Genomic DNA, 11,737 nt, shown 5'->3' with positions numbered 1-11,737 from the left:
TCTTTCAACGACTCCAACCGATGAAGAACTAGAAGCGGTCTTTATCAAGACCGATGCCGATTTAAGTGGAACCATCGAATTTCCTGAATTTGCGGAATGGGTGGTCAACAAGGTAGACCTCACTTCCCAAGATGATCTACGGGAAATCTTTTCCCTGATTGATTTAGATGGCAATGGTTCTATCTCAGTCGATGAATTACGTCAATTGTTGGACTCGTTGAAAGTTAATCTTAGCGAAGATGAACTGACGACACTCATTGTCAAAGCAGACAGTAACAACAATGGTGTAATTGACTACAAGGAATTCCTGGAAAGTGATGAACTTTGGAGTCAAATCAAGTTAACAGTTGGTGTCACCCGTTCCTTTAAGGAAATTCTGAAGCAGTATACCCAACTGGCTGAAAATCCTCAAGTAGGGTTCGGCACCATTAATCCCCTACCCTATGGTAAAGAAAATGCCGCCAAAGTGGGATATGACGTATCCCAACTTCCTGACCAAGTTTGGGAGTCTTCCTGTATGTGCGGTAATTCTTTTTCCCTTGGCCCGATTAACCAAGGTGAAACCGTTGTCGATTTAGGATGTGGTGCCGGTGCTGACCTTTGTGTTGCTGCTAGTTTGGTAGGTGAAACCGGGAAAGTCATTGGTGTAGATATGACCGCTGCAATGGTGAAAAAAGCCCGTGAAAATGCTGAATTATGTAACTTCACGACTATTGAAGTGATTAAAGCACCCTTTGATATGGGCAAACACGAAGACATTCCCGAAAGTGTAGCGGATGTGGTTATTTCCAATGGGACATTTAACTTATCACCTCGTAAAAAATGTGCTTTTGTCCAAGCCTATAATTGCTTGAAACCAGGGGGTAGGTTTTATTTCGTGGATGTAGTTCGCGAAGGAAATTCTGAGTCAGAAATACAAGAAGGGAGTTGGTGCGATTGCGTAGCAGGCGCTATACCTATTTCCAAAGTGTTAGAACTAATGGAATCAGTTGGATTTGTCGAATGTGAACATGTCGGCTTCACCAGTTACCGCACCTCTGACTATACAGTCACAGCTACCTTCCGAGCTAAAAAAGCCGACTAGTTTAAACACAATAATACTTACATTGAGTTGACAAATTTATCTAAAGTTAGTTGAATCAAATTAAAGTGCTCAAAACAAAAAAAGGATAAAAATATGACCAGTGGAAAAACTGTCAAACTGAGCAAATATGCTGAGCATAAATATGGCTTTTCTTCTAACACTTCAGTTGATTTGGAGGTGGGGGTAAATTACGGCTGCGCCTTATTGGCGATCGCTGGTGCAGATGGAGAACTAGCAGAAGAAGAATTACAGTGGTTTATTGACGAACAAGAAATGATGGCGGAAGACTCTGAAGCTGTTCAAGAGTACGTTGAAACCCTCCGCAAATTCGATTGGAAAAATGCTAACCTTGAAGAGCTATTGAGTGGAATCAAGTATGATTTTACATTTAATTTTCGCAGCTCAATGTTGTACCAAGCGATCAAAATGAGTCGAGCTGATGGGAACTACCATGAAAAAGAAAAAGCAGCGGTGGCTAAAGCGGCGGAAATTTTAGGAGTTGAACCCAGCGTGGTTGTTAGTCTAGAGTCCGTGGCGGAAATGGAAGAGACAACCGATCGACTGCGGATTGCTTTATTTGAAACAGATAGTTAATTCTGGTTCACAGCTTTTTAAAGAGGATTTCGATCTACTTGCCTGATCAGTAAAATGAAATCCTCATTAACCAGCAGTGGTTATACTCTTTGATTTCAGTTAAGACCATTGGATGCGTGGCTCTATTTTGGAATTAGGAACCTAGTAGAGTATCTAGGCGAAAATTGTGGGTTAATTATTATTCCAGATGCTATCTACTTTAGAGGAAATTGTTGGGGTTATTGAGTTTTTTGAGCGTTCGCTTAGCGTGGCCTACGAGCAATCCCTTTTGTTTGATTGAAGCTTACCGGATTCCTAAAAATGATCAGCACCCCCTAATTTCCGTAATCCCTATCTTTTGCTAAGGTTTAAACTTTCAGAGCAGAGCGATCCCCTGGAAAATCCTCAAAAATTGCGCCTCGTTTCATTAGGTCAGGCTTCATCGATTGATCAATTCCTGGGTTATTTCCAAAACGGGCATTTTCTACTTCAGCACCAATTAGGTTGGTACCAATTAGGTTGGCACGACTCAGGTTGGCACGACTCAGGTTGGCACCACTCAGGTCGGCACCACTCAGGTCAGCACCACTCAGGTCGGCACCACTCAGGTTGGCACCACTCAGGTTGGCACCACTCAGGTCGGCACGAATCAGCTTGGCACGACTCAGGTCGGCATTCCTCAGGTTGGCACCATTCAGGTCGGCATGCCTCCGGTCGGCACCCCTCAGGTCGACACCCCTCAGGTCAGCACCCCTCAGGTAGCCACGAATCAGTTTGGCACGAATCAGGTAGTCAAGAATCAGGTTGGCACCACGAATCAGGTTGGCACGAATCAAGTAGGTACCACTGAGCTTGGCACCCTTCAGCTTGGCACCTCTGAAGTTAACACCTTTGAGGTCAGTACCCCTCAAATCGGCACCTCTGAGGTCGGTACATCTGAGGTCGGCACCACTCAGGTCAGCATCACTCAGGTCAACACCCCTCAAGTTTCGACCCACAGCTCCACGGCTAGCAATCTCTTCTACTAGATGCCATTTTTGATCATCCTCTGACCTTTCGCTCAAAATTTGAATATCTTGAACAGGAAAACCGCTTAATTCGTTGAGTTCTCCTGATTTTAGCCGAGATACAAGGCGTTCGATATCCTCTGGAGAACCCTCTACAATTAATCGGATGCTGCCTGGTTGAATATCAATAATGTTTATACTGTCTCCTGAATAGGCTTGTAAAATAGATTGAATCAATTTTAAATTTTCAACTGAATCTATATCACCTTCTAAGACAATAGAAACTTTAATTGTTTTACTTTGTTTATCGATTACAGTCACTTCGCGCCTAGGTGCTTGCCCTTGCTCCACCCCCTCCACCAGCTCTAAGCTACTGTAATAATTTCTGGTTAGCGGTTTTGATCCGTTTTCCTCTGCTATTCCTGCGATTTCTGTCCAGTCTAGTTTCAGTCCATCGCATATCCGTTTAAAGGAATCCAGCTGAATTGGCTTGAAATTAAAAAACTTTGTTACTGTAGTGCGACCTATAAATTGTAATTTTGCAAACTCACTTTGAGACTCAAATCCTAGCCTTATTAAAGCCTTTTTAGCTTTTTCCATACCGTTTGAAGATGCGGTGATAGTTACTTTTTTATTTTTTTTTCCTGGACTACACTTTTTCATCGTATGGCTAATTTTTGATAACTATAGTAATAGCTGTAATAATTTTTTAAAAATCAACGTAGTAAGCGATGCAGCCCTAAATCACCAAACTAAATAATTCCCTGAGCCAAAGTTCCCTATTCCCTGCCGCCAGCGCCATAACCTTTAGCGCAATCACAACTCAGTCACAACGCAATCAAACGAAACCCAGAACATATTAGCAACTAATCCATTGTCCAGTCAAGGGTTCGGTTTTTGTGGGTAACCATTAAAAGTAGCAGTCAAGCGTACCAGTTACAACAAAAACCTATGGCTCATAAAACTCTGAGAATCAAAGAAATGGTTCAAGCTGCTATTATATCGATATTACTTGGGGGGTCACTTACCCTAGCGGTAATTGATGAACAATACCGCCCCACCTTTATGGATATGGCAAAAATAGGTCTTGGAGGCTATCTGGGACTTTCACTGCCTAAATCTAAAGGTAAATAAAATGATAGCGCAAGGTGAGGGAACAGGGAACAGGGAACAGGGAACAGGGAACAGAACCTGACACTTTTTTAGAGGTTGTCTGGGAAGTTCCATTTGCTACATCCAAGCCCCCTAAATCCACCAATTTTGATACTGTTGGCGAAATATTTCGTGAACATTCCTTGAAGCCCCATCAGCCCTCACCCCCAGCCCCTCTCCCAACCTTGGGAGAGGGGAGCAGATTACGGCATAATAAGGGTTTCACGAATTCGCCAAAGGTATCAATTTTGGGGGACTTTTACCATAAAATTGATTCTTGTTCCCCCCAGCGAGGGATTGCTCGCTGGGGGGCTAGGGGGGCAAAAATCAGTATCAAAAAACTTTTAATATATCCTATTATAGGTCAAAATTATAATTATACTCTTTGCCTAAATTATTAGGTTTTAGATAATGAATTATGAACAAATGTCTATCCAACAGATCAGCACAGAGTATATTGCTATAGATCCTGACTTTTGTGGTGGTAAACCTCGCATTATTGGCACTAGAATGCCTGTGGCAACTATTGCCACAATGTATTTGGAGATGGGAGAATCCTTAGAAGAAATTGCCTCTGAGTATCATTTATCTAAGCCAGCGGTTTATGCGGCAATGGCCTATTATTACGATCATCGGGAAGAAATTGACCGCCATACCGCAGAAAGTGCAGCGTTTGTGGAACAAATGAAGCGCAATAGTATAGCAAAGGGAATAGGGAATAGGGAATAGGGAATAGGGAAAAAATCTTGTTTACATCATTACTATTAGAAACGCTATCTACTCTAGAGGAAATGGTTGGGGGTATTGAGTATTTGTAAGCGATCGCTCTTAGCGGAAGCGAAGCTTCATCGCGTAGCGTGGCCAAAGGCCAATCGCGTTTTTTTGGTGGATGCGATCGCGTAGCGTGGCCAAAGGCCAATCGCATTATTTGCTTTAAGCGATCGCGTAGCGTGGCCAAAGGCCAATCGCGTTTTTTTGCAGGAATCCCTATCTTTCGCTAGGAGTAACACTTTCCGAGCTATCCCCTGGCACATCTTCAAACATTGCCCCTCGTTTGATTAAGTCATCCTTGATGGATTCATCAATTCCCGGGTTATCTCCAAATTGAGCATTGTCCACGATAGCACGACTGAGCTGGGTATCAGTGAGGTCGGCACTTTTTAGGTTGGCATTACTGAGGTCGGTACCACTGAAGTTGGCACCACTAAGCTTGGCACCATTTAGGTTGGCACCACTCAGGTCAGCACCACTAAGCTTGGCACCATTTAGGTTGGCACTACTGAAGCTGACACCACTGAGGTCAGAACCATGGAGGCTGGCACCACTGAGGTTGGCACCACTGAGCTTAGCACCCCTCAGGTCGGCACGATTCAGACTGGCACCACTGAGCTTGGCATCAGTGAGCTTGGCATCAGTGAGCTTGGCACCACTGAGATCGGCACCACTGAGATCGGCACGACTCAGGTCGGCATGATCCAGACTGGTACCACTAAGCTTGGCATCAGTGAGGTTGGCATTCCTCAGGTCGGCATTACTGAGGTTGGCACCCCTCAGGTCGGCATTCCTCAGGTCGGCATAACTAAGGTTAGTATCAGTTAGGTCGGCACGACTCAGGTTACTATAATATAAGTTTGTACCCTTGAGCTTGGCATCAGTGAGGTTGGCACCACTGAGGTCGGCATTACTCAGGTTGACTCCCTTGAGCTGGGCAGCACTGAGATCGGCACCACTGAGGTTAGCACTAATCAGGTAGGTACCCTTAAGGTAGGCATTACTCAGGTCAGCACCACTTAGGTAGGCATTACTCAAGTCAGCACGACTGAGGTCAGTATCACTTAGGTCAACATCACTCAGGTCAGCATTCCTCAAGTTTCGACCCGCAGCTCCAGTGCTGACAATCTCTTCCACTAGACGCCTTGCAATCAAGTCCTCAAAAATCGGGATAAAACGGGATTTAACGACATAATATGGACATTAAGGTTTTGCTAGCGCTAGAGTATACTTAAGATATAGGACATAGCCAGTTAACGATGCCAAAAAAAGTAGACGCAACAAAGAAAATATCGACTCAAATCGTCCCTGTGGTGGGGATGACTAAGTCGGTTGAATTTGATTTGCTGTCTACGATGAAAAAACTAGGCACAGTCAGGTCTGACTCTTACAATAAGCTAGGCAGTATCAGTCATTGGAGCCTTGACTGGAAAAAAGCCTACCCAGAAGTCAGGAGCTTTAGAACTCCTGAGTCCTTAGGACTGCCTTCCAAGTTGATGGAATGGACAGTCAGCGATGTAGCAAAAGCCATTACAGCTCAACAGGCGGCCTGTACAGAGGCAGTCGTCAAGAAGGTCTACAAGAGATTTTCTGGAAAGGAAAACCAAAAAATAAGAAAGGAACTTTGTAAACAGCTCAAAACCTTAGCTTTTCTGGATAATCCATTACTTCACAGACTCGTCAGGAAAGAGTTTCAACGAGGACATTCTTGGGTTAAAAATCAGATAGTTTATCAACAAGGAGGTTATAGCTGTAAGCGACTCTCTCGTAACACTTACCAACTGGAATTAGCTGGGCTAAAGAGAGGAAAAAGAAACAGGATAGTTGTTAGGTCTAATCGAAAAATCAAAGGACAGATTAGATTAATCTATAACCAACTCCTACAAAGGTTTGAGGTTCACTTTTTAGTAGATTATGGTACCGCCGAAATTCCTGTTAATCGTCGTGCTATCGGGGTAGACAAGGGATACACTGAGGCTTTCTATGATTCAGACGGTCAGGCACACGGAAAAGACTTGGGCAAAGTAGCAACCAAGAAGTCCGATCGAATATGTGCCAAGAATCGCAACAGAGGAAAGCTTTGGGCTATACATAGAAAACTAGAGAAAATAGATCCAGTTAAGTCGGCTCGAATACTCAAAAACAACCTGAGCAGAAAAACAGAAAATCGCCGATATAGAAAAAATCAATCAGAAATAAAGGCGATTATAGGAGCCGCTTCCAAATCCCTTTTAAAAGGAGAATCACTAAAAGTATTTGCTGAAGATTTAACACAACCGATTAAAAATAAACGCCAGTCCAAGGCTATGTCCCGTAAGCTTAATAGTTGGATGAAAGGAGAAATGCGGGACTCCTTGCATAAATGGGCTAATTGGACTGGATCTGTTGTCACAGAAGTCCAGCCGAGCTACACGTCGCAAGTTGACTCCGTAACTGGAACCCTGTTGGGGAAAAGGAGTGGGGACAGCTTTACCAGGTTTGATGGGGTCGTGTTGCAGGCTGACCACAATGCTGCCAAAAACATCCTTGCTCGGGGTACAGACAAGGAAATTTCCCGGTACATGAATAAAACCGAGGTTCAAGCAGTGTTGTTGCGCCGTACCGCGCGTTTCTTGAGAGGTATGGGATTGAGTTTGGCTGATGCGGTTGAGCTTGGATGGCTTGATTCTAAGCATAGCAAAACTCGGGCTTTCAAGGAACTCCTTACCGGGATGTAAGGAGCGCCCAGATAGATGAGTGGGAGGCTTGACTCCAATTGCTGTTCGACCACTCCTCACTCGGGCGACAATAAAATACACCTTGACCGTTTTATCCGGGCTTATCCCAATTAATTACGGTTTAAGAGTATCCCATTTAGGATCAAGCTCATTATTTTGATCATCCTCTGAGGTTTTGTTCAAAATTTTAATATCTTGAACAGGAAAACCGCTTAATTCTATTACTTCTCCTGATTTTATCTGAGATACAAGCCGTTCGATATCCTGTTGAGAACCTTCTACAATTAATTGGATACTGTCTCGTTTAATATCACTAATTTTGATAGTCTCTCCTGAAGAGTTTTGTAAACTAGATTCAATCCGTTTTAAATGTTCTGCTGAATCGATATCCCCTTTTAAGACGATAGAAGCGTTAATGGTTTCAGGTTGTCTATCGACTACAGTTACTTCCACGGGTGGTTGCTGTTGTTCCACCAGCTCTGAGCTACTGCCATCATTTTGGCTTACTGCTTCCGATTGCTTTTCCTCTGCTATTCCCGCAATTTCTATCCATTTTAATTTCAGAGCCTGGCATATCCGTTTAAAGGAATCCAGCTGAATTGGTTTGAAATTAAAAAACTTCGTCACTATACTGTCACTGAGACCTTGGGATTTTGCCAAATTACTTTCCGACTCAAAATCTAGCCTGATTAACGCTCCTTTGGCTGTCTCTACACCAGTTGACGAAGCGGTTATAGTTAGTTTTTTATAAGGGGTTTCTTGACTCAAATCTGTCATATCAGGGAATAGGGAACAGTTTTTTATATTATCTTGGCGCAGCCCTATAAGATTTAGCCCTAGTAAAACTACGGAATAATACAATTATAAAAACAAATAGTAGTAGCAACCAACCCCTTGGATAGTCAAGGGTTATGGTTGTTATGTTAATCATTAAACGTAGCAGTAAAGCTTAAAAATAGTTACCGAAAAAACTAATCAAGCAAACAAAATTGTTGCCCAATATCGACACTCTTACCGCGACTCCCGATTCCCGATTCCCTACTCCCGATTCCCTACTCCCTAAAACCAACCTTGTGATCGGGAGCGAAAGGTAGCGATCGCTCCATGATCAAAACAGTTTGCATCTTGGTTGGTAGATTCGGTAAAAATCCAAAAATCTACCTCAACTTATCCAAGAATAACTAATTCCACATTAGCCACTTCTGAGCATTTAGCCGTTGTATGGTGTAATGAACCATTAGAGGAAGAGTAACTTTCCGTTCATCAATCATAAATGACTCGATTGTACTAGGTTTAACACCATTAGCTGACGCAGAGAAAGCCTTTTGTTTTTTAATATCTTCGTCTAGGAAATAAAGGTTAAATTGACGTTGCCCATTTTGCCAACTACCCATTACTTGCCAACAGTCATCCATTTGACTCAAACTCGGAATGGGGATTTTCTGTTTAGCAAAGGTCACATCTACATCATCAATACCTTGTTTGGCAAAAGCAGTCTTAAGGGCTGGCACATAATGTTGTTCCACAAATTCTGTGAAAGGTTTATCTTCAACTGCTGGTGGTTTAGCTTTTTTAGCTTTTGCCCCAGCAGCAGGCTTTTTAGCAGCAGGGGCCTTAGCCGCTGGTTTGTCTTCTGATTTTTCAGCAGGCTTTTTAGCCGCAGGAGCCTTAGCCGCTGGTTTCTCTTCTGATTTGCCCGCAGGCTTTTTGGCCGCAGGAGCCTTAGCCGCTGGTTTCTCTGCTGGTGTATCAGAAGGAGTATTGGCTTCCTCAGGGTTAGGTAACGGTTGGGTTTCTTCCGCCATAGCTAATGTAAGTCGTTATCTTTAGTCTGGATAATCCTATCTTACTGGCGAAGGGTTGGACAGATGGGTCGGGAGTCGGGAATCGGGAGTGGGGAATCGGGAATCGGGAATCGGGAATCGGGAATCGGGAGTCGGGAGTCGGGAGTCGGGAGTCGGGAGTCGGGGAGAATTCTCTGGACTTGAGATAAACGCGATTGGCGGTAGGCCACGCTAGTGGAACGCATTTGTCAGTAGCTTTGGCGTTGCTGAATTAACTAATGAATAGGAGTAGAGTGGGCATCCTGCCCGCTCGAAAATATTGATAACTGGCAAGATGCCAGTTCCACCAAGATGCCAGTTCCACCAAGATGCCAGTTCCACTAATTAATAGGAGTAGAGTGGGCATCCTGCCCGCTCGAAAATATTGATAACTGGCAAGATGCCAGTTCTACCAAGATGCCAGTTCCACCAAGATGCCAGTTCCACCAAGATGCCAGTTCTACAGGTGCGGTATAGTGCTTTCTAACCTAATCAGGTACACAGGATTTTTTCCCTCTTGCCTCTTGCCTCTTGCCTCTTGCCTCTTGCCTCTTGCCTCTTGCCTCTTGCCTCTTGCCTCTTGCCTCTTGCCTCTTGCCTCTTGCCTCTTGCCTCTTGCCTCTTGCCTGTTCCCTGTTCCCTGTTCCCTACTCCCGATTCCCTATAGCTAGCTTTTTTCTCTTAACAGAGTAATTAACGACTAACACCTGATGCTCCAGAGGATGGCAAACCTGAAAGAACTATACTAAAGTATATGAGTACTGAAAATTAATCCTCAAAAAATTAATTATCAGATTTAATAGCATGTAAATAATGCTATGGAAGTAATTGTATTATCAATATTATTTGAATTGAGGGTGTCTTAAACTAGTTGATAATCCCCCTAGGAGCCAGGGCAAATCTACTAAAACTAAACACGAATAAGAAATAACTAACAACTAATCTATATGGTCTGGTCAGAGCAACAGCTGTTACATGGTGGTAAATACAAGATCGAGAAAATTCTTGGACGTGGAGCGTTTGGAATTACCTACAAAGCAGTCCATCAGTTACTCAATCAAGATGTTGTAATTAAAACACCACACGAAAGCCTGAGATTGGCTCCAGACTACCCCAACTATGGCCAAGAATTTATCAAGCACGGACAACTGCTTGCTCAATTGTCTGCTGACCTGGATTCCCTGGTGCCGGTCAGAGACTTGTTTCAAGAAGGAGATACCTACTGCCTCGTAATGGATTTTATTCCCGGGGAAAGTTTGTGGCAGTTGGTACAACGCACAGGACCATTACCTGAAACTGATGCAGTAGAGTACATCACTCAAATTGGGTCAGCCTTGAATCTAATCCATGGAGTAGGGCTAGTGCATTTAGATATCAGCCCTCATAATATTGTAGTCAGTAACACTGGCCAACCGGTATTGATTGACTTTGGCATTCCTGGGGATATACTCCGAGATAGTAATGTGTCGAGCCATATCGACAATAAACCATTTCGACCCTACGAGCTATACTACCAAGGCAGTCGTCACGCCACGGTGGATGTGTACTCTCTAGCGGCTTCGATGTACTATGCCGTAACCGGTCTAAATCCTACCGAGTCAATTTACCGCAAGTATGACGGTGAAGAGCTGGTGCCACCAAACCAACTGCTTCCTAGTATTAGCGATCGCTTAAATCAAGTAATTCTCCAAGGCATGGCCTTAGAGCCAAAAGACCGTCCTCAGTCAGTGCAGGAATGGTTACAGCCCTTGACTGAAGAGGATTATTTCATCTGTTTGAGTGAAGTTGATGACCTTAGTTCTGATGTAGGAGTAGATTACCGCCCATTACGGGATTTACTAATGCATAGAAAGTGGCAAGAGGCAGATCAAGAAACTCTCGCTGTTATGCTCAAAGCCACAGGACGAGAACAAGAAGGCTGGCTTGACATCCCAGATATCAACACCTTTCCTTGTACAGACCTCTATACTCTCAACAGCCTCTGGCTAAAGTACAGCAATGGGCGCTTTGGCTTTAGTGTACAGAAACAAATCTGGCAGAGCTTAGTGACCGAGAGTGTGCAGGTAACTCCTGGTGCCGATTATGAGTATGAAACTTACTGTCGCTTTGGCGATCAACTCGGATGGCACACCAACGAAAAGTGGCTAGATTACGTTGAGCTGCCCTTCACCCTCAATGCTCCCCAAGGGCATCTACCAGTCAGCTATGTCGGATTCTTTTCCGGTTGGGCATACTTTGCCTTTTTTATGGGTGGCGTATCTCTCTTCTCTCGCCTTGAGATATGTAGTATTTAGCAGTTTTTATAGCGGTTTGTAATTCGGTCTGGGTGTTAGGGAATCGGGAATCGGGAATCGGGAATCGGGAATCGGGAATCGGGAATCGGGAATCGAGAAACCATACTGTGTACCTCATTATTATGAAAACGCTAGATAATTGCTCTATAATATAGCGTTTATTGCATGTACGAGGTACAGTTAGCCACCTCAAAGTCCCCCTTTTTTAAGGGGGATTTAGGGGGATCCCTTAGTAACTCATGGAAAACATAATTGCTATAACTATTATTTGATTAATTTTCAAAAAACTCTAAAAAATAATTATTATTGCTGCTAA

The 11,737-nt window shown here is 43.7% G+C and carries 14 protein-coding genes; 7 read left to right on the top strand and 7 right to left on the bottom strand.

What is annotated here, in order from left to right; all coding sequences use genetic code 11:
• On the top strand, positions 1 to 1,084 hold a 1,084-nt coding region (locus F6K52_RS07525; RefSeq protein WP_293075940.1), incomplete at its 5' end, for a methyltransferase domain-containing protein.
• Between the two features lie 93 nt (positions 1,085 to 1,177).
• A complete protein-coding gene (locus tag F6K52_RS07520; protein ID WP_293075936.1) occupies positions 1,178 to 1,678 on the top strand; it encodes a TerB family tellurite resistance protein in 501 nt (166 codons plus the stop codon).
• Between the two features lie 347 nt (positions 1,679 to 2,025).
• Here the strand turns inward: F6K52_RS07520 and F6K52_RS07515 are convergent, their stop codons facing one another.
• Complete coding sequence (locus tag F6K52_RS07515) at positions 2,026 to 3,327, bottom strand: pentapeptide repeat-containing protein (protein ID WP_293075932.1); 1,302 nt, start codon at positions 3,325 to 3,327, stop codon at positions 2,026 to 2,028.
• Positions 3,328 to 3,615: 288 nt separating this feature from the next.
• Here F6K52_RS07515 and F6K52_RS07510 point away from each other — a divergent pair, with 288 nt between their 5' ends.
• A complete protein-coding gene (locus F6K52_RS07510; RefSeq protein WP_293075930.1) occupies positions 3,616 to 3,798 on the top strand; it encodes a hypothetical protein in 183 nt (60 codons plus the stop codon).
• 429 nt (positions 3,799 to 4,227) lie between these two features.
• Positions 4,228 to 4,545, top strand: coding sequence for a DUF433 domain-containing protein (locus F6K52_RS07505; RefSeq protein WP_293075928.1), 318 nt, complete (start codon positions 4,228 to 4,230; stop codon positions 4,543 to 4,545).
• Positions 4,546 to 4,803: 258 nt separating this feature from the next.
• Here F6K52_RS07505 and F6K52_RS07500 read toward each other — a convergent pair whose 3' ends face one another.
• The gene (locus F6K52_RS07500; protein ID WP_293075926.1) at positions 4,804 to 5,742 is read right to left on the bottom strand and encodes a pentapeptide repeat-containing protein; all 939 of its coding nucleotides are present in this window, start codon (positions 5,740 to 5,742) and stop codon (positions 4,804 to 4,806) included.
• A 104-nt stretch (positions 5,743 to 5,846) separates the two neighbouring features.
• On the opposite strand from F6K52_RS07500, the gene F6K52_RS07495 reads away from it, so the two are divergent.
• Entirely contained in the window at positions 5,847 to 7,304 is a 1,458-nt protein-coding gene (locus F6K52_RS07495; protein WP_293075924.1) for a zinc ribbon domain-containing protein, read from the top strand.
• A 114-nt stretch (positions 7,305 to 7,418) separates the two neighbouring features.
• On the opposite strand, the gene F6K52_RS07490 is transcribed toward F6K52_RS07495, so the two are convergent.
• The 4 genes from F6K52_RS07490 to F6K52_RS07475 all read right to left on the bottom strand — a co-directional run bounded on the left by F6K52_RS07490 (position 7,419) and on the right by F6K52_RS07475 (position 9,494).
• Positions 7,419 to 8,165, bottom strand: coding sequence for a hypothetical protein (locus tag F6K52_RS07490; RefSeq protein ID WP_293075922.1), 747 nt, complete (start codon positions 8,163 to 8,165; stop codon positions 7,419 to 7,421).
• A gap of 320 nt (positions 8,166 to 8,485) precedes the next feature.
• The gene (locus tag F6K52_RS07485) at positions 8,486 to 9,109 is read right to left on the bottom strand and encodes a DUF2996 domain-containing protein (RefSeq protein WP_293075920.1); all 624 of its coding nucleotides are present in this window, start codon (positions 9,107 to 9,109) and stop codon (positions 8,486 to 8,488) included.
• A 41-nt stretch (positions 9,110 to 9,150) separates the two neighbouring features.
• Positions 9,151 to 9,333 carry a hypothetical protein gene (locus F6K52_RS07480; RefSeq protein ID WP_293075918.1) on the bottom strand — a complete coding sequence of 61 codons (183 nt, stop codon included), beginning with the start codon at positions 9,331 to 9,333 and terminating at the stop codon, positions 9,151 to 9,153.
• Positions 9,334 to 9,359: 26 nt separating this feature from the next.
• Positions 9,360 to 9,494, bottom strand: a complete 135-nt coding sequence (locus F6K52_RS07475; RefSeq protein ID WP_293075916.1) for a hypothetical protein — start codon at positions 9,492 to 9,494, stop codon at positions 9,360 to 9,362.
• Positions 9,495 to 9,561: 67 nt separating this feature from the next.
• On the opposite strand from F6K52_RS07475, the gene F6K52_RS07470 reads away from it, so the two are divergent.
• Both F6K52_RS07470 and F6K52_RS07465 read left to right on the top strand, forming a co-directional pair.
• Complete coding sequence (locus F6K52_RS07470) at positions 9,562 to 9,798, top strand: hypothetical protein (RefSeq protein ID WP_293075914.1); 237 nt, start codon at positions 9,562 to 9,564, stop codon at positions 9,796 to 9,798.
• Positions 9,799 to 10,074: 276 nt separating this feature from the next.
• Positions 10,075 to 11,421 (top strand): serine/threonine-protein kinase, encoded by a 1,347-nt coding sequence (locus F6K52_RS07465; RefSeq protein ID WP_293075912.1) that lies wholly within the window; start codon positions 10,075 to 10,077, stop codon positions 11,419 to 11,421.
• Here F6K52_RS07465 and F6K52_RS07460 read toward each other — a convergent pair.
• Complete coding sequence (locus F6K52_RS07460; protein ID WP_293075910.1) at positions 11,372 to 11,539, bottom strand: hypothetical protein; 168 nt, start codon at positions 11,537 to 11,539, stop codon at positions 11,372 to 11,374. The two genes, F6K52_RS07465 and F6K52_RS07460, sit on opposite strands and share 50 nt — an antisense overlap.
• Positions 11,540 to 11,737 lie beyond the last annotated feature (198 nt).

Source organism: Moorena sp. SIO3H5 (assembly GCF_010692395.1).
Lineage (GTDB): Bacteria > Cyanobacteriota > Cyanobacteriia > Cyanobacteriales > Coleofasciculaceae > Moorena.
This window is presented reverse-complemented; position numbering and strand designations above follow the sequence as displayed.